The 20,180-nt window shown below is 64.1% G+C and carries 25 protein-coding genes; 13 read left to right on the top strand and 12 right to left on the bottom strand.

What is annotated here, in order from left to right:
• Positions 1–56: 56 nt before the first annotated feature.
• The 3 genes from ACT01B_RS00870 to ACT01B_RS00860 all read right to left on the bottom strand — a co-directional run bounded on the left by ACT01B_RS00870 (position 57) and on the right by ACT01B_RS00860 (position 2,938).
• The gene (locus tag ACT01B_RS00870) at positions 57–2,015 is read right to left on the bottom strand and encodes a M61 family metallopeptidase (RefSeq protein ID WP_445145519.1); all 1,959 of its coding nucleotides are present in this window, start codon (positions 2,013–2,015) and stop codon (positions 57–59) included.
• A 153-nt stretch (positions 2,016–2,168) separates the two neighbouring features.
• Entirely contained in the window at positions 2,169–2,501 is a 333-nt protein-coding gene (locus ACT01B_RS00865) for a hypothetical protein (protein WP_445145518.1), read from the bottom strand.
• A 206-nt stretch (positions 2,502–2,707) separates the two neighbouring features.
• On the bottom strand, positions 2,708–2,938 hold the full coding sequence (locus tag ACT01B_RS00860; protein ID WP_445147391.1) for a GDCCVxC domain-containing (seleno)protein: 231 nt from the start codon (positions 2,936–2,938) through the stop codon (positions 2,708–2,710).
• A gap of 246 nt (positions 2,939–3,184) precedes the next feature.
• On the opposite strand from ACT01B_RS00860, the gene ACT01B_RS00855 reads away from it, so the two are divergent.
• From ACT01B_RS00855 to ACT01B_RS00830, 6 genes are all read left to right on the top strand, one after another.
• Positions 3,185–3,928 (top strand): nuclear transport factor 2 family protein, encoded by a 744-nt coding sequence (locus ACT01B_RS00855; protein ID WP_445145517.1) that lies wholly within the window; start codon positions 3,185–3,187, stop codon positions 3,926–3,928.
• 219 nt (positions 3,929–4,147) lie between these two features.
• The gene (locus ACT01B_RS00850) at positions 4,148–4,807 is read left to right on the top strand and encodes a glutathione S-transferase family protein (protein ID WP_445145516.1); all 660 of its coding nucleotides are present in this window, start codon (positions 4,148–4,150) and stop codon (positions 4,805–4,807) included.
• A 24-nt stretch (positions 4,808–4,831) separates the two neighbouring features.
• Positions 4,832–5,542: a DUF899 family protein gene (locus ACT01B_RS00845; RefSeq protein WP_445145515.1), complete on the top strand. Its 711-nt coding sequence runs from the start codon at positions 4,832–4,834 to the stop codon at positions 5,540–5,542.
• A 113-nt stretch (positions 5,543–5,655) separates the two neighbouring features.
• Positions 5,656–5,952 (top strand): YkgJ family cysteine cluster protein, encoded by a 297-nt coding sequence (locus ACT01B_RS00840; protein ID WP_445145514.1) that lies wholly within the window; start codon positions 5,656–5,658, stop codon positions 5,950–5,952.
• Positions 5,953–6,073: 121 nt separating this feature from the next.
• Positions 6,074–6,547 (top strand): DUF1456 family protein, encoded by a 474-nt coding sequence (locus ACT01B_RS00835; RefSeq protein ID WP_445145513.1) that lies wholly within the window; start codon positions 6,074–6,076, stop codon positions 6,545–6,547.
• A gap of 96 nt (positions 6,548–6,643) precedes the next feature.
• A complete protein-coding gene (locus tag ACT01B_RS00830; RefSeq protein ID WP_445145512.1) occupies positions 6,644–7,183 on the top strand; it encodes a DUF2058 domain-containing protein in 540 nt (179 codons plus the stop codon).
• Between the two features lie 70 nt (positions 7,184–7,253).
• Here ACT01B_RS00830 and ACT01B_RS00825 read toward each other — a convergent pair whose 3' ends face one another.
• The 5 genes from ACT01B_RS00825 to ACT01B_RS00805 all read right to left on the bottom strand — a co-directional run bounded on the left by ACT01B_RS00825 (position 7,254) and on the right by ACT01B_RS00805 (position 10,763).
• Entirely contained in the window at positions 7,254–7,532 is a 279-nt protein-coding gene (locus ACT01B_RS00825) for a hypothetical protein (protein WP_445145511.1), read from the bottom strand.
• Positions 7,533–7,775: 243 nt separating this feature from the next.
• The gene (locus ACT01B_RS00820) at positions 7,776–8,207 is read right to left on the bottom strand and encodes a GNAT family N-acetyltransferase (RefSeq protein WP_445145510.1); all 432 of its coding nucleotides are present in this window, start codon (positions 8,205–8,207) and stop codon (positions 7,776–7,778) included.
• A 103-nt stretch (positions 8,208–8,310) separates the two neighbouring features.
• Positions 8,311–9,741 (bottom strand): amidohydrolase family protein, encoded by a 1,431-nt coding sequence (locus tag ACT01B_RS00815; RefSeq protein ID WP_445145509.1) that lies wholly within the window; start codon positions 9,739–9,741, stop codon positions 8,311–8,313.
• 77 nt (positions 9,742–9,818) lie between these two features.
• On the bottom strand, positions 9,819–10,541 hold the full coding sequence (locus ACT01B_RS00810) for a ComF family protein (RefSeq protein ID WP_445145508.1): 723 nt from the start codon (positions 10,539–10,541) through the stop codon (positions 9,819–9,821).
• Positions 10,542–10,556: 15 nt separating this feature from the next.
• On the bottom strand, positions 10,557–10,763 hold the full coding sequence (locus ACT01B_RS00805; protein WP_445145507.1) for a hypothetical protein: 207 nt from the start codon (positions 10,761–10,763) through the stop codon (positions 10,557–10,559).
• 142 nt (positions 10,764–10,905) lie between these two features.
• On the opposite strand from ACT01B_RS00805, the gene bioB reads away from it, so the two are divergent.
• From bioB to bioC, 5 genes are all read left to right on the top strand, one after another.
• Positions 10,906–11,910 (top strand): biotin synthase BioB, encoded by a 1,005-nt coding sequence (gene bioB / locus ACT01B_RS00800; RefSeq protein ID WP_445145506.1) that lies wholly within the window; start codon positions 10,906–10,908, stop codon positions 11,908–11,910.
• Between the two features lie 105 nt (positions 11,911–12,015).
• Complete coding sequence (bioF, locus tag ACT01B_RS00795) at positions 12,016–13,212, top strand: 8-amino-7-oxononanoate synthase (RefSeq protein ID WP_445145505.1); 1,197 nt, start codon at positions 12,016–12,018, stop codon at positions 13,210–13,212.
• A 27-nt stretch (positions 13,213–13,239) separates the two neighbouring features.
• Positions 13,240–14,124, top strand: coding sequence for a sulfurtransferase (locus ACT01B_RS00790; protein WP_445145504.1), 885 nt, complete (start codon positions 13,240–13,242; stop codon positions 14,122–14,124).
• Complete coding sequence (bioH, locus tag ACT01B_RS00785; protein WP_445145503.1) at positions 14,121–14,891, top strand: pimeloyl-ACP methyl ester esterase BioH; 771 nt, start codon at positions 14,121–14,123, stop codon at positions 14,889–14,891. Before ACT01B_RS00790 ends, bioH begins: the two co-directional genes overlap by 4 nt.
• Complete coding sequence (gene bioC / locus ACT01B_RS00780; protein WP_445145502.1) at positions 14,888–15,769, top strand: malonyl-ACP O-methyltransferase BioC; 882 nt, start codon at positions 14,888–14,890, stop codon at positions 15,767–15,769. Before bioH ends, bioC begins: the two co-directional genes overlap by 4 nt.
• Positions 15,770–15,889: 120 nt before the next feature.
• Here bioC and ACT01B_RS00775 read toward each other — a convergent pair whose 3' ends face one another.
• Positions 15,890–16,444: a DNA-3-methyladenine glycosylase I gene (locus ACT01B_RS00775; RefSeq protein WP_445145501.1), complete on the bottom strand. Its 555-nt coding sequence runs from the start codon at positions 16,442–16,444 to the stop codon at positions 15,890–15,892.
• Between the two features lie 47 nt (positions 16,445–16,491).
• Positions 16,492–16,884 (bottom strand): hypothetical protein, encoded by a 393-nt coding sequence (locus tag ACT01B_RS00770; protein ID WP_445145500.1) that lies wholly within the window; start codon positions 16,882–16,884, stop codon positions 16,492–16,494.
• Between the two features lie 80 nt (positions 16,885–16,964).
• On the opposite strand from ACT01B_RS00770, the gene ACT01B_RS00765 reads away from it, so the two are divergent.
• Together ACT01B_RS00765 and ACT01B_RS00760 are read left to right on the top strand one after the other, a co-directional pair.
• A complete protein-coding gene (locus ACT01B_RS00765) occupies positions 16,965–17,846 on the top strand; it encodes a DMT family transporter (RefSeq protein WP_445145499.1) in 882 nt (293 codons plus the stop codon).
• A gap of 63 nt (positions 17,847–17,909) precedes the next feature.
• Complete coding sequence (locus ACT01B_RS00760) at positions 17,910–18,107, top strand: PhnA domain-containing protein (protein WP_445147390.1); 198 nt, start codon at positions 17,910–17,912, stop codon at positions 18,105–18,107.
• A 58-nt stretch (positions 18,108–18,165) separates the two neighbouring features.
• On the opposite strand, the gene ACT01B_RS00755 is transcribed toward ACT01B_RS00760, so the two are convergent.
• Both ACT01B_RS00755 and ACT01B_RS00750 read right to left on the bottom strand, forming a co-directional pair.
• Positions 18,166–19,131 carry a pyridoxal-phosphate dependent enzyme gene (locus ACT01B_RS00755; RefSeq protein WP_445145498.1) on the bottom strand — a complete coding sequence of 322 codons (966 nt, stop codon included), beginning with the start codon at positions 19,129–19,131 and terminating at the stop codon, positions 18,166–18,168.
• Positions 19,128–20,132, bottom strand: coding sequence for an aldose 1-epimerase (locus tag ACT01B_RS00750; RefSeq protein WP_445145497.1), 1,005 nt, complete (start codon positions 20,130–20,132; stop codon positions 19,128–19,130). The genes ACT01B_RS00755 and ACT01B_RS00750 overlap by 4 nt, the downstream gene beginning before the upstream one ends.
• Positions 20,133–20,180 lie beyond the last annotated feature (48 nt).

The raw sequence follows: 20,180 nt of genomic DNA, 5'->3' as shown, positions 1-20,180 counted from the left end.
AGGGCAGCGCGCATGCCATCCCTGCCCGCGCCCTGCTCTGCCGTCGACCCCTGCACTTACTTGCGCGGCGCGATGATCTCGCTCAGGTAATCGGGCGTGCCTTCGATGCGCACCAGGTGCGGGTATTGCAGTCCGCCGTGGTAGTCCACCGACACCGTGCGGAAACCGCCCTGGTACTTCAGCAACAGTTGGATCGGCGCCTTGTTGTCCTTCGCTGCCACGATCGCACTCTTCAGCACATCGCTCGAATAGGTCTCGCCGTTCACCGCGACCAGGGTGGCGCCGGTGCTGACGCCGGCCTTGAACGCCGGTCCGTTCCAGCGCACGTCGTTGACTTCGGCCTTGTCGTTCATGGTCAGGCCGATCGACCAGGCGAAGTTGTACAGGTGGCGCGACGGTTCCGAGCGACTGTTGTACTGCTTCTCGTACTCGCTTTCCTTGTCGGTGTAGACCAGCTTCCAGCCAGTAGCCGCGAGGCCGTTCTGCAGCGGCGGATTGAGCGTGTCAACGCGCGCACGCAGGAAACTCGCCCAGTCGTATACGGCCACGCCATTCAGCGTCGCCACCACGTCGTCAAAGGTATAGGTCTTGGTCACGTAGCTGCCGTTGTCGACGCCGAAGAACGCGCGCGCGAAATCGTCCAGCGATTTGCGGTCCTGCGTCAGGGCGCGCAGCTTCGCGTCCACCTCCAGCCACATCATCTGGCCGCCGCTGTAGTAGTCCTCACTCATCTGCCAGCTGCGGTACGGCAGACTGGAGCGACGGGCGATGGTGGCGTCGTTGGTGGTGTCTTCGAGCGTGCGCCACTTGAAGCCTTCGCGGTTGCGCTCGTAGTTGGCCGCGACCATGGCCAAGCCATCGCGGAACTGCTGCGGCGACCACATGCCGGAACGTGCGGTCAGCACGAATCCCCAGTACTGCGTCTGCCCCTCATACACCCATAGCAGCGAATCGCCCATCGGCACGTTGAAGTTCGGCGTCCATAGGTCGGCCGGGCGGCGGAACTTGCCGTTCCACGAATGCGCGTACTCGTGCGCCAACAGGTCGCGCTCGGGCGCGGCGTCGTTCCAGCCGGTGAAGTAGTCGCTACCCAGGCCATCCTCGCTCGACTGGTGGTGCTCGGTGCCGTTGCCGCCCATCTGATCCGACAGCGAGAACAGGAAGTCGTAGTGGTCGTAGTGGTGCGAGCCGAACAGGCTCACCGCTTGCGTCACCAGCGCGCGGTGCACCTTCAACTGCTCGGGCGTCATCTCCAGGTACTTCGGCGCATCGGCGACGAGGTCCAGGTAAACCGGCGCATCACCGCCCGGGTTGAGCTCGACGCGCTTGAAGTACTGGCCCGCATAGATCGGCGAATCGACCAGGTTGTTGAACGTCACCGGCTTGAAGGTGACAGTGTCGCCCGAGCGCGAGGCCGTCTCCAGCGCCGTGCCTAGCTGCCAGCCATGCGGCAGCTTCACGCTGGGCGCGAAGGTGATGCCGCGCGAGTAGTAGCCGGCCGGATACAGCGCCACCTTGCTCCATTCCATGTCCATCATCCGGTCGGTGATGTCGAAGCCTTCGCTCTCGGTGCGGCCGGACAGGTACTGGAATACCGCATCGATCGAGGAGACACCGGCGGGCACGTCGAGATGGAACGCGTACACGTTGTACTTGTCGCGCTTCCACGCCAACGGCTTGCCGTTGGCGGTGAGTGTGAGACCGGCGAGCATGGCGACGGGGCCAGTCGGCGAGTGGTCGCCGGGAATCCACTGCGGATACAGCAGCGTCAACGCACCCGGCTTCACCGGAATCGTTTCATGGACCCTGAAGATGCCCTGGGCCGTGTCGCTGGCATCGACGTGAATGGCCACGGTGCCTACATACGGCGTGTCCTGCGGCGGCGGCACCTCGTCCGTCCGCGCCTGCTGCGCACCCACCGTACCGGCCGCGAGCGCCGTCGCTAAAGCCAAGGCCAGCCGCGAAAACCTACGACGCATAGCAACCGGCGAACCGGTAGGACGAACAAGGGACATGAAGGGCTCCGACGAGCGAGTGAATAGTCGCGCAACTTAACACCACCGGTGGCGGAAAGCGCTAGAGGTGTGGGCGCGTTTTGGCTTCATCGAGCCTGGTAGGTTCAGGGAGGGAAAAGTCCGCTCTTGGTCGGAAACAGGCCTTCCAAACTCCTATTCGTCGAACAAATCCGCAGTCCTACGCGCTTCGTCCAGCGTATTTGCGGTTATCCAATATTTGTCACCGCGAAAAGGCGTTTGGTTAATGCTCGCCACGACGGCTAGCCCGTTTACCGACAGCACGATTCGCTGCGGATTCCCCTGACCCGTAAGTTTCGCAAGCTTCACAGCGCTTTCCGGGACGAGCTTGAGGATGACCTCGAACAGACCGGCCATCTCGTTCTCGCCGATGACCACCGCGACGACCTTCGCACCCTCAACCTGCTTTCCAGCATCAATGCACTCGATCTGCTGAAAATAGCCCACAGCACGATCCGAGCGCTTCAAATCTCGCCTATCTTCGTTCCGAGTGCTCGCACCACAACCTATTGAAAACGTAACGGGAGCGAATTTGTGCTTCGTCTCAACAACCTTGCTGTCCCCAAGCGCCGCCGCCGACAGTCCCGGCGGACAGAAAAGGAGTAGTAACCAAGACAACCTCATCCGTTTCATTCGTTGCTCCTATTCGGCGCTCGCTCGCCGCCCAGAACAGATCAGTGTTCGCTGCAACAGGACTTTTGCTGCTGGACCGGAGGGCATGGCACCGTGCCATAGGAACAGAACACGCAACAGTCGCCCGGCTTTGGGCGCAAGCAGGCACCGCAGCCGGCGCAGTCATAGAAGAAGATGCACGCGTTCGTCGGCATCGCTTCCGTCGCCTGCTGGCCGCACATCGGGCAGGTGATCGTACTTTCCAAAACCGGGGCGTCAGCTCGGGTGTTCATGCCAACCTTCTGTGCCGGATTGAACGCTTTTTCGTCGTAAAACCGCAGTGACCGCTTGGACGGAAGCTGTCGGATCGACATCGGGCTTCTCCAGCTTGCTCGGAATGCCTGGTGGCTGCAACGTCGATCCGGGCCAAATGCTGGGATTCCACGACCACGCGGGAGCCTTACTTGTAGTGACTTCACGCACGGGTCCCGGGTTTCGTGGCCGGCGTATGCTTTGCGCCATCCTAGAGGGGAGTCGTCATGCCTATGCGATCGCTCGGGTTCCTTTTCACCTTCTCTGTTGCGTTGATCTCGGCCTTGTCAGCACAAGCTGCCGAAGCGCCGAAACCCTTGCGCGATGAACTGCTGCAGATGACGCAAGCGCTGGTCGACGCGATTCCGACCGGGGACAAGGCAGTTTGGGAGCGCGCGCTTACCGACGATGCCGTCATCGTCGATGAGTTTGGGCGTATTGCACACAAGGCCGACACAGTGGCGTCGCTCCATCCGTTCCCGCCCGGCCTGTCAGGCAGCATCGAACTACGTGATGCTCACGTGCAGCAGTACGGCGACACGGCGATCCTGCAAACAGAGGAATACGAGCGCGAAACCGTGTTTGGCCAGCACTTCGTCGTGCGTTACCAGTCGCTGCTTACGTTCGTGAAGCAGGCGGGCGCGTGGAAACTCGCCGGTTACGAAGACGTGACGCTGCCCACCCCGCCGCCAAAGCTCGCCGTCGCCGGTGTGGTGCCGGACGACTACAGCGGCACCTACCGCTACGCGCCCGGCCGGGCCTGGACGGTGAGCAACGCGCACGGTGTACTCAGTTATGTGACGAAGCCTGGCGGAGCAGCGAACGTGCTGGAGCCCATCGCCAAGGACGTGTTCATGGGCAGCGACGACGAGCGCAACTTGCTGATCTTCCGCCGCGACGAACACGGCAAGGTCAATGCGCTTATCGAACGCCGCAAGTTCAACGACCTGCGCTTGACCCGTGACATCTAATGCGCGAGGCGGGACCTCCGCGCCACAACGTCAACAAGGTACGCCATGCAGGCTGATAAGCCTGACGGCCACGGGCCGCGCCCCCAGACAATCCCCCTGCCCGCCGCGTCGCAGATAGGGGCTGGCCGCCCGGCCACCACCGCTTCCCGCGGCTTGTCGATTCGCGCCAGCCCCGTTCGTCGTTGAGTAGAACCCCTCCTTTCAGCCAGGTGAACCACGATGACGTTGAAGCTCTATGCCCACCCGTTTTCCTCGTACTGCCAGAAGGTGCTGATCGCACTGTATGAAAACGGCACGCCCTTCGAGTGGCGCCTGCTGGATCATGAGAACCCGCGGCTGCTGGGTGAATTCGCGGCGCTTTGGCCGCTGAAGCGCTTTCCCGTGCTGGTAGACGGCGAACGCACGATTCCGGAGGCGAGCATCATCATCGAGTACCTGGGCTTGCACTATCCGGGGCCGGTGTCCCTGCTGCCCCTGAATGCGGGTGCGGCGCTCGAGGTCCGCGCGATGGACCGCTTCTTCGACAATTACATCTCGACGCCGCAGCAAAGGGTGGTGGCGGATAGCCTGCGACCGGAAGCCGAACGCGATGCGCGTAGCGTCAGGGAGGCGCGTGAGATGCTCGACACCGCCTATGCCTGGCTGGACCAGGTCATGGCCAAGCGCGAATGGGCGGCGGGCGACGACTTCAGCGTGGCCGATTGCGCTGCCGCACCATTCTTGTTCTATGCCGACTGGACACATCGCATCGACACCGCGTTCACGCATGTGCTCGCTTACCGACGCCGGCTGCTGGCCCGCCCGTCGTTTGCACGCGCCGTTGACGAGGCGCGCGTATACCGTCCGCTATTCCCGCTTGGCGCGCCCGATCGCGATTGATGGGCCCACCCTCTGGAGATGACCATGACGCAGAACTCTACCCTCGTTCCCGCTGCCGAACTCGCCAAGCGCAACGGCATGACGTTTCCTAACGAAAGCGCCGACTACCGCCGCGCGCGCCAGGCCCTGCTGGTCGAGGAGCTTGAACTGCGCCGGCATATCGAACGCGTAGCGGAGCAACGCCGTGCCTTGCCTCCGGGTGGCGAAGTCACCGGCCACTACCGCTTCCACAGCGAACATGGGCCGGTGGATTTCAACGGCCTCTTCGGCGACAAGCAAACGTTGGTGATCTACAGCTATATGTTCGGACCCCAGCGTGAGCGTCCCTGCCCGATGTGCACGTCCTTGCTAAGCGCGTGGGATGGTGAGGCGCGCGACATGGAGCAGCGCATTGCGCTAGCCGTGGTGGCGCGCTCGCCGATCGAGCGTCTAGTGGCCTTCAAGAACGAGCGCAGTTGGCGTCACCTCAAGTTGTACAGCGATATCGACGGTGGCTTCAGTCGCGACTACCACGGCATCGGCAAAGACGGTGGTGACGACGCGGCCATCAATGTGTTCACTCGCCGCGACGGCGTCATCCGCCACTTTTGGGCCGGCGAGATGGGTTTCGAAAGCGCGGATCCCGGCCAGGATCCGCGTGGCGCGCCCGATCTCATGCCGATTTGGACGGTTTTGGACATGACGCCCGAGGGCCGCGACAGTCACTGGTACCCGAAGCTCGATTATCCCGATTGAGGCTTGCCGATGGCGCCGCGCCGGCCCGAGGTTCATAAACCCGCGCGGGAAAGCCGTCATACTGTCGTGTGAGCATTCCCTTCGATCCGTACGCCGAGAGCGTCGACCCCTCCGTGAGCTGTAACGACTGCGAGGCGGTCTGTTGCCGACTTACCGTCGTGCTGATGCCCGATGATCGTGTGCCGGAATGGCTGATCGATCGCGATGCCCACGGCATGGAAACCTTGGCCAAGGGCGAGGACGGCTGGTGCGCGGCGGTGGATCCCAACACCTCACGCTGCACCATCTACGACCAGCGCCCCGCGATTTGCCGCAAGTACACCATGGGCAGCCCGGGATGTCGGGACGAGCGCGACAAATGGTTCGGCGTCAAGGCGTTTCCCACGCCAGCTGTGTTGATCGGCTACTGAAGCGTCGCGGCGGGCTTCGCCCCGCCTGGTAACGCGCGCGCCAGCCGAGCCCCGGCGGACTATAAGCCACTAGAATCGGCATCGTCATAGGCGCCACCAGGCGCTGCACCACGGAATAGTCATGATCAACAACGACGTACTACGCAGCATCCGCTACATGCTCGATCTCAGCGACATCAAGGTGGTCGAGATCACCAAGCTCGCCGACGCCGATTTTCCGATCGAGAAAACGGATGTACAGGCCTTCCTCAAGAAGGAAGACGAGGAAGGCTATGTCGAGTGCAGCAACCGCGTGCTCGCGCATTTTCTCGATGGCCTGGTGTTCCACTACCGCGGCAAGGACGAAAGCCAGCCGCAGCGCCCGATCGAAAAGCGGGTCACCAACAATGTGGTGCTGAAAAAGCTCCGTGTCGCATTCCAGCTCAAGGACGTGGACATGCATCAGGCCTTTGCAGACGCCGGCTTCCCGATTTCCAAGCCGGAAATGACTGCCCTGTTCCGCCAGCCCGAGCACAAGAATTTCCGTCTCTGCGGCGACCAGGCCCTGCGCAATTTCCTGAAGGGCTTGACCCTGCGCGTACGGGGCAACGGCTAACCCTAAGCCAGTCATCGATGGACAGCCCACCTGCGGGTTCGGGTAGGCGCGTTACAATGACCCTCCGCGATCTCGCCCAGCCACACTCTCTTTCCCATGCGCAACCCCCTGCAAGAACAACTGCTCAAGGCCGGCCTGGTAAAGAAGGGCAAGGTGGCCCAGGTCGTGCGCGAACAGACCAAACAACGCCAGGGCAAGGCGCCGGCGCCCGCCAGCACCGAACAGGTGGATGCACAGCGCTTACAGGCGGAACGTGTCGAACGCGATCGCGCGCTGGCCGCGGAACACAACGCGCAGATCAGGGCCAACGAACTGCGCGCCCAGATCCGCCAGATTATCGAGGCGCACAAGATCAAGCGCGACGGTGAGATCGCCTATCGCTTCACGGTCGACGACAAGATCCAGAGCGTGCTGGTGAGCGACGTGCAACGCGCGCAGCTGTCCAAGGGCACCCTGGTCATCGCCCGTCACGACCAGGGCTATGAGCTGTTGCCACGCGCCGCCGCGGAAAAGATCTATGCGCGCGACACGACGGCCATCGCGCTCGATCACGGCCTCGCCAGCGCTAGCGGCGAGCCTGACGAAGACGACGCGTACTACAAGCAGTTCCAGGTGCCCGACGACCTGACCTGGTAGGCGGTGCGAGCCTTGGAGATGCCCGCCTTGGATCGAAGGCGGGCATGCTCAGGCCGATGAAACGCCCTGATTACTCCTCTACCTCGTCTTCCTCGTCTTCCTCGTCTTCCTCTTCTTCGAACTCCGCCAACTCTTCGACCCGAAGAAAATTCTCGGCAGCGTCGGCGAAATCGATGAGCTTGCCGTCAGCGCACATGGGGCGAACGTCGCGGCTCTTGACGCCATCCTCGACCGCTTCGACCAGCGCAAAGCAGACAATGGCTTCGGCGCTTTCCTCGCCATCGATGTCGTATACAGCGACCCAGCCGGTAGCGGGCATGATCTGGATGATTGTTTCTTCGCTAGACATGAAACCTCCGTTTGCTAAAACGATCTAGCTTGCCCGCCGTTCCAGACGACTGCAAGCCATGTCATCTCCATCGAGGGAGCCGAGCGGACGACCAGCAATACGGCGGGACCGACCGCGTGGGTCGACGGCAGTGGTGGCATGCTTGGCGGTTGCAGACGCCAGCGCACCCGAGGCCAGAGAGTCGTCCCGAGCCTTAGGTGGTCGTGTTCCAGGGGTTTGCAGGGTTGCCGGACTAGGCGACGCTCACGAGAGCTTGTTGCGAAAGTGGAAGCATTCGATGCCGAATCCTTCGCGGAAATAGAAGCGATGTGCCTGCTCCCTGGTGACACGCGAGATCAGCTGGATTTCGGTGCAGCCGAGCGCTCGCGCTTCGTCCTTCAACGCGGCGATCACCGAGGCGCCATAGCCAAGCGAGCGGGCCCGTTCGTCCGAGACGAGATCGTCGACAAAGAGCGCCCGACCGCAATAAAGCATATTCATGACGCGGTAGGCGGCTACGGCCCGGACCGCGTCGCCATCCGCAAGCGCCAGCAGCCTTAGCCCATCGCTCGCCATCAGGCTGCGCATCAACGGCCCGTATTCGGCACGCTGGAGATGCGGGCGAAGCTGCTGCATGACCTCGAAAGTCGCCGCGATCTGTTCATCGGTGTCGGCGTGAAACAGGTGGATGGCCACTCGTCCTGATACTCCCTATCTATGGCTTCGCCTGGCCGGCGTGGTGGCGAAACCTGCCACTCCCCGCCTTGCCTAAAGGCTCGTCATCGAAACAGCATGCCGCTCAGTGCAAGCCCACCGTATTGCTCATCGCGCCGAGGATGGCGTGCCTGTCATAGCCGACGCCGTTCTTGAACACGAGCGGCATGTGTTCGATGGCGGCCGTGTCTTTGAGCGGATTGCCGTCGATGACCACGATATCGGCGCGCTTGCCGACGGCAAGCGTGCCGACCTCGGCATCGCGGCCCATATAGTGCGCACCGTTGAAGGTGGCAATGTGCACGGCCTGCTCGAAGCTGAAACCCGCCTCCACCAGCAATTCGATCTCGCGCTGGGCGGAATAGCCAGGCACCACGCCGCCGTAGCCGGTTGGGTCGGTGCCAGCCATCAGCGTACCGCCGGCGTCCACGAACTGCTTTTCGAGCTTGGCGAGCTTCGGGTATAGCGTGGCCCAAGCGGTCTTGCTGCCCTGGACCTTGTTCCACTGCGCCTCATATTGCGCGCGCACTTCGGGAATCATCAGGTCAAGCGCGCCTTGTGCCGCCTTGGGTCGACCCGGCACGAAGGTTTCGAAGACGGTGAGCGTGGAGGTAAGCGCCACATGGTGGTCGATCAGCAGTTTGATCAGCGCCTTCGCTTCGGGCGACGAGGGATCCATATCGACCAGTGACTTTTGCACGGCGGCACCGGAAGGACAGGTGTCCGGCTTCTTGTCCTTCACAAAATCGCTGGCGACGAAGAAGCCGTGTTCCAGATTGTCGATGCCCAGGTCCACCGCTTCGCGATAGGTTAAGGAACACAGGTGCGCGGTGATCTTGTGACCGCGCTGGTGCGCCACTTCGATGGCGCGCTGAAGTTCGGCGCGGGTGATCTGCATATACGCCTTGTACGACGTGACGCCTTCGTCGGCCCAATAGTTGACGGTGCGCTCGGCATCATCGACACCGCTGAGCACATGCACGCCCGGAATGGGCAGGCCGGGGCCGTTGAGGTATGGACCGGTGACGTCCATGTCCGGACCGACCAGCTCACCCCGTGCGATGGCATCGCGCACGTTGATGTCGGCATACGGCATCATCGTGCCGGCCGTGCGCATGGTGGTGACGCCGCCCGCGAGGTACAGCCGCGGGAAGCTGAAGGTCATCTCGTTATAGGCGGCTTCGCCCGCGGGATAGAACATGTGCTCGTGCATCAGCACGAAACCCGGCAGCAAGGTCTTGCCACGCGCGTCGATCACGGTGGCGCCCTCGGGTACTTTCACCCGACTGGATTTGCCCAGCGCCGCAATGCGGCCCTTGTCGATAACGAGGGTTTGGTCGTGGGCGGCCTTGTGGCCCGTGCCATCGACGATGTCCGCATGCGTGAACGCGATTACCGGTTGCGCATAGGCAACGAAGTCTTTGTCGGTCGCGGGCTTGGTGTCCGCCGCGAGTGACGCGGCCGCGGGAAGACATGCCAGCAAAAGGACGGCCAGAAGAGAACGACGCTGCGCCACGATGCACACTCCAGGTAGGGATCGCGTTGCATCCTAGCTGAAGCTCGACAGGGATCGATGCCAAGGTGTCGCAGAGACTAGCCGCGCGACGCTGGCGCGCGCGCCAGCGCCCATATATCGACGCGTTGCACCCCCGCACGCTTGAGCACACGGGCGCACTCGGCCACGGTGGCGCCGGTGGTCATCACGTCATCAAGCAGGGCAACATGGGCTGGCCAGATCGCTCCGGCCTTCGCCGAGAAGGCGCCGCGCACGTTGCGGCGACGCGATACGGCGCCCAGTTCGGTTTGTGCGGCGGTCGCGCGGGCGCGTTGCAGCAGGTCATGTCGCGCGGGCAGGCGCAGCTCGCGCGCCAACGGTCTCGTCAGCTCCCAGGCCTGGTTGTAGCCGCGCTGGCGCAAGCGCGAACGATGCAGCGGCACCGGCACGATCAGTTCAGGGCGCGCCACCGCAGGCATGTCGCGCAACCACAGCGTCGACAGCACGCGACCCGCCGCGAGGTCTGCGCCGAACTTGAAGCGCGACTCCAGGCGATCCAGCGGCCAGGCGTAGCGGAACGGTACCCAGGCCGCGTCCCATGGCGGCGGGCGGCGCTGGCATTGCCCGCACAAGGCTGCCGGCAGCGCCAGCGGCAAGGCGCATCGAGCGCAGCAGCTGCGGTTGCGCGGTAGTTCGGCTGCGCAGTCGCGGCAGAGATCCAGGCCATCCTCACCCGGTCCGCCACAGAGCAGGCAATGCAAGGGCAAGGCAAAGCGTTGCAGCGCATCCGCCGCCGATCGCCACCAGGAAAGCGCCTCCATGCGCGGCCTCCGTGCTCAGGTTTTGGGATTGAACAGCGCTGCGTCGAGACAAGACCATAAGTGAATGATCCATCCCATCCGGATTTTCCATAGCACCGAAGCAAGCACAATCATGACCAACGCAATCCCCGGGCGCCGCTGTAGCAGCTGTCCCAAACCGGGAACAATCGCGCTACAGACGGCTGCTGGCACGGCGCCGATGCGGCCATGTCCTGCAAGCATGCCAGTTACTCCATGACGTGGATGACCCGATGGTAGCGGCAGCCATACGTTTGCGCATCGTCAACCCGTGATGGCATGTGAAAGTTGACAGTAAGAACGGCCCTGCCAAACTGTCCCGCTTCCCTACCCCGGAATGCCCGCCATGGCCCAACCCATCCGCCACGACTGGACCCGCGCCGAAGTGGCCGCCCTGTTCGCCCTGCCGTTCAACGAGCTGCTGCATCGCGCCCATTCCGTGCATCGCGAGTACCACGACCCGAACGCGGTGCAGGTGTCGACCCTGCTGTCGATCAAGACCGGCGGCTGCCCCGAGGATTGCGCCTATTGCCCGCAGGCGGCGCGTTATGACACGGGTGTGCAGGCACAAAAGTTGATGAGCGTGGACGCCGTGGTGGCACAGGCGCAGGCCGCCAAGAGCGCCGGCGCCAGCCGCTTCTGCATGGGCGCCGCCTGGCGCAGCCCCAAGGACCGGGACGTGGAGAAGGTGGCCGAGATCGTGCGCGCGGTGAAGGGTCTGGGCCTGGAAACCTGCGCCACCCTGGGCATGCTCAGTGGCGAACAGGCGCAGACGCTGAAACAGGCAGGCCTGGACTACTACAACCACAACCTGGACACCGCGCCGGAGTTCTACGGCGAGATCATCCACACGCGCCAGTTCCAGGACCGCCTGGACACGCTGGACCACGTGCGCGAAGCGGGCCTGAAGACTTGCTGCGGCGGCATCGTCGGCATGGGCGAGACGCGCGACCAACGCGCCGGCCTGCTGCAGACCCTGGCCACCCTGCCCGAGCATCCGCAGTCGGTGCCGATCAATCAGCTGGTGCAGGTGGAAGGCACGCCGCTGAACGGCACGCAGGCGCTGGACCCGTTCGATTTCGTGCGCACGATTGCCGTGGCGCGCATCCTGATGCCGGCTTCGATGGTGCGTCTCTCGGCCGGGCGCCAGCAGATGGATGACGCCGTGCAGGCGCTGTGCTTCTTCGCCGGCGCCAACTCCATCTTCTACGGCGAGAAGTTGCTGACCACCGGCAACCCCGACGTGGAACACGACCGCCGGCTGTTCGCCCGCCTCGACCTGCATCCGCTGGAAGTGGTAGAGGAAGCGGACACCGTGCACGCAGACATCCTCGCGCCCTGCGCCGTCTGACTTGCCGCTTTGATGTAGGAGCGCACCCTGTGCGCGACCGCAACGTTGTGGCGTAACGCTCCGTCAGGTTGTCGCGCACAGGGTGCGCCTCTACAAAAGGCCCGCATGACATCGCGTCCCGATCTACTCAGTCGCCTCGCCGCAAACACGCAACAGCGTGCGCAGGCAGGTCTGCTACGCCGCTTACGCACCATCGAGCGTGCCGATGGCGCCTGGGTGGAACGCGACGGGCAACGCCTGCTCGCGTTCTGCAGCAACGACTACCTTGGCCTGGCCCAGCATCCGCAGCTGATCGCCGCGCTCAAGCAGGCCGCCGATAGCGACGGCGTCGGCAGCGGCTCCGCCCATCTGATCTGCGGCCATCGCACGGCGCATGCCGCACTGGAAGAAGCGCTGGCCGAATGGACCGGGCGCGAGCGCGCCTTGCTGTTCTCCACCGGCTATATGGCGAATCTGGGCGTGATGCAGGCGCTGCTGCAACGCGACGACCTGTGCGTGCAGGACAAGCTCAACCACGCCTGCCTGCTCGATGGCGCCCAACTCGCGGGCGCGGAACTCAAGCGCTATCCGCACGCCGATGTGGACGGCGCGGCGCGCCAGCTCGGCCGTCGTAGCGATGTCGCGGCCCTGCTCGCCACCGATGGCGTCTTCAGCATGGATGGCGATATTGCACCGCTGCCCGCGCTCGCGGCGCTATGCCAGCGCGAAGGCGTCACCTTCATGGTGGATGACGCGCATGGCCTGGGCGTACTCGGCGCCCAGGGCGCAGGCAGCGTGATCAACAGCGGCCTCAGTCAGCGCGATGTGCCCGTCCTGATGGCCACGCTGGGCAAGGCGCTGGGTTGCAGCGGCGCCTTCGTGGCCGGCTCGGCCGAGCTGATCGATGGACTGGTGCAATCGGCACGCACCTATATCTATACGACCGCCACGCCCCCGGCGCTGGCCGCCGCCAGCTTGGCAGCGGTACGGCTGGCACAGGCGGAAGGCTGGCGACGCGACAAGCTGAACCAGTTGATCGATCGCTTCCGCCAGGGCGCGGCGCAGCTGGGCCTGCCCCTGATGCCCTCGCCCACGGCCATCCAGCCGCTGCTGCTGGGTGATGCCCAGGCCGCACTGGGCGCCGCGGAAGCCTTGGAACAACAGGGTTTGCTGGTCACCGCGATCCGTCCGCCGACGGTGCCGCAGGGCAAGGCGCGCCTGCGTATCACGCTCTCCGTCATGCACACGGAAGCCGACGTAGACCGGCTGCTGGACGCGCTGTCTCGCCTGCCCTCGGGGGCCCCTTTGGCACGCCCCGTATAATGGTGGCCTTGCCGTACCCCTCTGCCCATGCTCATCATTAATCTTTCCGCTTACCGCTTCGTCAGCCTGGACGACCTTCCCGCGCTGCGCGAGCGCGTGCTCGAACGCTGCGAGTCTCTCGCGCTGAAGGGCACCATCCTGCTGGCGCCCGAAGGTATCAACCTGTTCCTGGCCGGCCCGCGCGAACCCATTGATGCCTTCATGGACTGGCTGCGCAGCGACCCACGATTCGCCGGACTGGAGCCGAAGGAGTCGATCTCCGACGACGTCCCGTTCGGCCGCATGCGCGTGCGCCTCAAGAAGGAAATCATCACCATGCGCATGCCGGCGATTCGTCCCGAAGGCACGCGTGCACCTGCCGTAGCTCCAAGCACTCTACAACGCTGGCTGGCGCAGGGTCGTGACGACGATGGCCGCGAAGTGGTGCTGCTGGATACGCGCAACGATTACGAAACCGACGTCGGCTTGTTCGAGAGCGCCGTGGACTATCGCCTGAGCAGCTTCACCGACTTTCCCGAAGCGATCGCCGCCGACCGCGCGCGCTTCGAGAACAAGACCGTGGTGTCGTACTGCACCGGCGGCATTCGCTGCGAAAAGGCCGCGCTGCATATGCAGGACATCGGCATCGGCAACGTGTACCAGCTGGAAGGCGGCATCCTGAAATACTTCGAGGAAACCGATGGTACGCACTGGCGTGGCGATTGTTTCGTGTTTGATGAGCGTGGGGCCGTCGACAAGGACCTCGCACCCGCGCCTTTGCTCCCTCTCCCCGTCGGGGAGAGGGCTGGGGTGAGGGGCCAATCTAGCCATGACGCATCAGAAGAGCGAGCTTCGTTGAACGCCACCGCGAGCACCCGCCCCTCATCCGCCCCTTCGGGGCACCTTCTCCCCGTAAGGGAGAAGGATCTGTGATTCTGCACATCGAAACCCACGGCCGCGGCCCGATCCCCGTGGTGATCCTGCACGGCTGGGCCATGCACGGCGGCATGATGGAACCGCTGGTCGACGCGCTGGCGGATCGCTGCTCGATGCATGTGGTCGATCTCCCCGGCCACGGCTATTCGCGCGACAGCACGCTGCCGCTGGAACCCTCGGCCTGCGCCCGGGCGATTGCCGAGCGTACCCCGCCCGCCGTGTGGATCGGCTGGTCGCTTGGCGGCCTGGTGGCGCTCACGGCCGCACTGGAACACCCGCAGCATGCCTGCGCCCTTGGCGTGATTTGCGGCACGCCCAAGTTCTCGCGTGGCGAAGACTGGCCCTACGGCAGCGACCTGAAGCTGGTGCGCCAGCTCGCCGACGATCTGGAAACCGACTACCACGCCACGCTCGAACGATTCATTGCCCTTGAAGCGATGGGCAGTCCCGATCCGCGCGCCGAGCTACGCCATTTGCGCAGCCTGATGTTTACCCGCGGCGAACCCAATATGCGCGTGCTACAGGAAGGTATCCGTATCCTGGAAACCACCGACCGCCGCGCCGACCTCGCCTCGCTCGCCGTGCCGAACACGTGGATTGCCGGACACCGCGACCGCTTGGTGCCGCCGCCCGCCATGGCGTGGTCCGCCGAACACGGTCGCGGCACCTATCACGAGATCGCCCACGCCGGCCACGCGCCGTTCTTCGGTTATGCCAACGACGTAGCGAACGTACTGGCGCCGTTGCTGGATTCGATGCGATGAGCGAATCGCATTTCGACAAGCGCCAGGTGCGCCGGAACTTCGGGCGCGCCGCCAACACCTATGAGCAGCACGATGCCCTGCAGCAAGAAGTGCAGGGACTGCTGCTGGATCGGCTCGGCTTCTATCTCGAGGCGCCCACGCGCGTGCTCGATGTGGGTGCGGGCACCGGGCGCGGCACGGCGTTGTTGCGCAAGCGCTACCCGAAGGCGCAGGTGATCGCGGCCGACCTCGCGCTGCCCATGTTGCGCACGGCGAAAAAGCACATCAGCTGGCTGAAACCGTTTCAGCGCGTATGCGCCGATGCCACCTCGCTGCCCCTGCCCGACCACAGCGTGGATGTGCTGCATTCCAACCTGTGCTTCCAGTGGATCGATGATCTGCCCGCGTTGTTCGGCGAATGCGTGCGCGTGCTCAAGCCCGGCGGCTTGCTGGTGTTCTCCACCTTCGGCCCCGACACGCTGAAGGAACTGCGCGCCGCCTGGGCCGAGGCCGACCAGCAGCCGCACGTGAGCCGCTTCCTCGACATGCATGACCTGGGCGACGCGATGATCAATGCGGGCCTGCGCGATCCCGTGCTCGATGTGGACCGCTACACGCTCACCTACAGCGAGCCGCGCCTGCTGCTGAAGGAATTGCAGGGCCTGGGCGCCACCAATGCCGACCGCGAGCGCGAACGCCACCTGCTCGGCAAGCGCCACTATCAGCGCATGCTGGCTGCCTACGAAAGCTTGCGTATCGACGGCCGCATTCCCGCGACCTGGGAAGTCGTCACGGCACACGCCTGGGGCCCGCCCCACGGACAATCGCGCCGCACGCCCGGTGGCGGCGAGATGGCCAGTTTCTCGGTGGATAGCCTGCGCGGATCGCGGCGGCGCTAGAGCGTCACAGAAGAGGTTTCGCTCGTCTCTTTTTGCTCGTCATCCCAGCTTGACCAGCCATTCAGCTGTTGAGAGCCGCTGGGATGACGGTTGATTGTAGCTATGTTGTAGCCGACAACTTCACACCTGCTTGTACCGAAAACACCCCACCAGATGGTCGTTGACCATGCCGGTAGCCTGCATGAAGGCATAGCAGATGGTGGTGCCGACGAAGCGGAAGCCGCGCTTCTTCAGCTCTTTGCTCATGCGGTCCGATAGCGGCGTGCTGGCGGGAACATCGCCCTGGCCCGTCCAGCGATTGCGCATGGGCTTGCCGTCGACGAACGACCACAGATAGCGATCCAGGCTGCCGTGCTCGCCGATGACATCGAGCGCGGTGATCGCGTTGTCGCGCGTGGCGGTCACCTTGAGGCGGTTACGAATGATGCCCGGATCGAGCAGCAGCTTCTCCAGTTCGCGATCCTTCATCGCCGCCACCTTGGCGATGTCGAAGTTATGGAACGCACGACGATAGTTGTCGCGCTTGAGCAGAACGGTGCGCCACGACAGGCCGGCCTGCGCACCTTCCAGGCACAGGAATTCGAATAACGCGCGATCATCGTGCAGCGGAAGGCCCCACTCCGTGTCGTGGTAATCGTGCATGTCGGCGCTTTCGCCCCAGTGGCAACGTTGCATGTGATGAACTCCTTGTAATGACCTGCGGGCCATGGGTCGATTCTGATTCAGTCGGGCACACCGGCGCTGCGCTTGGCGCGGAAACCGATAATCGTCCCTGCCACCGCGACCGTCACCGCCAACCAAAGCCAGAACGAAAACACCAGGGTGGGCAACCCTATCAAGCCAATGAGCAAGGCGACGGCGGTGGTGGCAAACAGCCAGGCGCGAACCGGCCGCCTCAGCAGCAGGCCAAAGCAGGCCACCAGCAGCAACAAGGCACCGAGCACGGTCGGCACGGCACTGAGCAGGGCGATCTCGCCGGCCTGCACCATCCGCACCAGGAGTGGAAAGCGAAACAGCATGCCGACGTAGGCCGCCAGCCCTGCACAGGCCACGGGTGCGTTCCATGAACTCGCTCCGGCCATGCCTCTCCCCTTGTAAGTTTCCGGGTAAGCCACGACGCTATCCCACCGCTTGGCGTGTCACAAGGGCAAGAGCCCTTCGCTCGCGCTACACCCCATCTGCCTGGCCGGAATCCATGACTGCATCACCGCATCCGCGTGGCGCCGAGCTGGCGCTGCTCGCGACCATCCTGATCTGGGCCTATAGCTGGGTCGTGATGAAGCAGGTGTTGCAACACGCCGGCCCCTTTGATTTCGCCGCGTTGCGCTACGTGCTGGGGGCGCTGCTGTTGTTCGGCGCCTTGCTGGCGACACGCCAATCGCTGCGACCGCCGCCACTGCTGCCCACCGCCATGATCGGCCTATGCCAGACCGCCGCCTTCCAGGGGCTGGGACAATGGGCGCTGGTAAATGGCGGTGCGGGCCGTATCGCCCTGCTGGCTTACACCATGCCGTTCTGGGCCGTGCTGCTGGCATGGCTGATCCTGAGCGAACGGCTCACGCCGCGCCGTTGGCTGGGCCTCGGTCTTGCCGCGGTCGGGCTGGTTTGCATCATCGAGCCCTGGCACGGGCTGGGGAACACCAGCAGCACCCTGCTGGCGATTGGCGCCGGCATGGCCTGGGCGATGGGCACGGTATTGAGCAAGCGGGTGTTTACGCATCACGCACCGACGCCGCTCAATCTCACCGCGTGGCAAATGTTGTTTGGTGCGATCGCCCTGGTGATCGTCGCGCTCTGCGTACCGCAGCGCTCGATCGACTGGAGCTGGGGCTTTATCGGCGGACTCGCCTACAGCGTGGTGATGGCCTCAAGTATCGCCTGGGGCTTGTGGCTGGTCGTGCTTCAACGCATGCCAACAGCAGTCGCCAGCCTGGCCAGCCTTGGCGTGCCCATCGTCAGCGTGCTGCTGGCGTGGGCAATCCTGCACGAGCGTCCCAGCGCGATGGAAGTGGTAGGCATCGTGTTTGTCTTGCTCGGACTGGTCGCCGTGAGTGGCTTGCGGCTGCGCCGTGGCTGAGTCGCCTCACCGGCGCGGCGCTACAATAAGCGCCTGGTTTCCCGCAGGAACGTCATCTTGAACGTGAAAGACAGCAATGGCGCCGTGTTGCTCGACGGCGACTCGGTACAGGTCATCAAAGACCTCAAGGTCAAAGGCTCGTCGCAGACGCTCAAGCGCGGCGCGGTGTTGAAGTCCATTCGCGTGGACGAGGACAATCCGGAAGAAGTCGAATGTCGTGATGGGCGTTCGACGCTGGTGTTGAAGACTTGTTTCATCTAGAAGGTCTGAGGCGCAGCTCTTGTCCCTCTCCCCATAGGGGAGAGGAAGTAAAGGAACCTCACCAAGGCAACGCGTCAAGATCGACATTGCCGCCACTGAGCACAAGCCCCACGCGCCGCCCCGCAAAACGCTCCGGATACTTCAGCACCGCCGCCAGCACCGTAGCGCTGGAAGGTTCCACCACCAGCTTCAACTCATTCCACAGCAGCTTCATGGCAACGATGACTTCGTCATCACTCACCGTGGCCACCTGCACGCGATGCATGCGCAGCGCGTCGAAGTTGGTTTCGCCGATCAAGGTGCGCAGACCATCGCAAATCGTGTGGGCCGTAAACGGACCCACTCGCTGCCCCTGCGCCAGCGAACGGGCGGCATCGTCCGCGCCTTCCGGCTCCGCACCATGCAGCACCAGTTGCGGGACCAAGCCATGCGCGGCAATGGCGGTGCCAGCCGCGAGGCCGCCACCACCGACCGGCGTGATCAGCGCATCCAGTCCACCGCTTTGCTGCAGTAATTCCAAAGCGGCGGTGCCCTGGCCGGCCATCACGCGGGTATCGGCATACGGATGCACCAGTTCGGCGCCCGTGGCATGACGCACCTCCTCGGCCTTGGCTTCGCGTGCGGCCTGGGTCGCCTCGCAGCGATGCAGGATCGCCCCGGCCCGCTCGATGGCTTCCACCTTGGTACGCACCGCGCCATCCGGCACGATCACGTGCGCGGCGATGCCGCGCGTCGCTGCAGCCAGCGCCAACGCGTTGCCATGGTTGCCGGACGAATGCGTGACCACGCCGCGCGCCGCCTGCTCATCATTCAGTGACCACACCGCATTGCAGGCGCCGCGAAATTTGAATGCGCCACCACGTTGCAGGTTTTCGCATTTGAAGTGCAGGTCGGCACCAGTCAGCGCATTCAACGTAGCGCTGCGGAGCACCGGCGTGAGCACGGCATAAGGCGCGATGCGCGCGGCCGCCTGCTGGACCTGATCGAAGCTGGGCAGGGCAGCCGGATTGACGTTGGGGCTCATGTTGATGCGATCTCCACGCCGCAGAGGAAGCGCCTTTCGGCGCCGGGTTCGAGGCGAATGCTTGCAGCGCAATCGGGACGATTGAAGGCATCTGCCCAGCTTTCCATCGGCTCCAGTGCGACCGCGCGGCGTATATCGCGCGTCACCGTATCGGCCGTAAAGGCCAGCATCACACCGGATGTCTGCCACATGGCGATCGCCAGTCCACTCGAAGGATCGCTCAGGCGGGTGCGCGCGCGACCGTCCGTGTCGCAGCGCAAATCCGTAAAGGCATGATTGAGCTCGCGTGTACCGATGGCCTGCGCCTGGCGGAAGTCGAGTTCGGGTGCATGTTCCAGGGCCACGCGCGCGGCGTCGCCAGGCAAGGGGATGAAGTCCGTATCCGTGCGCACCACGCTGGCGGCGGGAACCTGCAACATCCAGCTGTCGACCGGGCTGTCGCCAAGACGGAAATATGGGTGCCAGCCGAAGAAGCACGGTGCCGGCTGCTCGCCCACGTTGCGCATCTGCGCTTCCAGCGTGAGGCCGGCGGCATCGAGCGTGAAGGTCACCGCCAGATCGATGGCGAACGGATACCCGGGGTGCGCCCCTGAACGGATCGACTGCGTGGCGAAGCTGACGCGCGCCGCCTGCGCATCCGCCGATAGCTCGGTGATGTCGAAATCCACGCCACGCACAAAGCCATGCCGGGCCGCGCGCAGGGCGCCTTCCACGCCGGGCTGCAGGTCGAGTGCCTCGCCATCGAAGCGATAGCGCGCATCGGCAATGCGGTTGGCGAACGGCACCATGATGGCGAAGCGGGAACTGGGCCGGGAATCCAGCTCGCCGGCGTCGCGGTAACCATCGGCAAGATCATGCGAGCCATCGCGGGTCGGCACGGTAAAATTGACCAGGGTTGCCCCGCGCCGGGCAATACGCACGCACCGGCCATGGGCCCGGTCGCGCAATACGGCGAGTTCGTGGACGCCCCACTGCTCGCGTTCCGCAAGATAGTCCGCCATTGCCTTGTCCTGCCTGGAAAGGGCCGCATGTTAGCCTGATCGGTCTCC

It is taken from the genome of Dyella sp. Tek66A03 (genome assembly GCF_052567735.1).
This window is presented reverse-complemented; position numbering and strand designations above follow the sequence as displayed.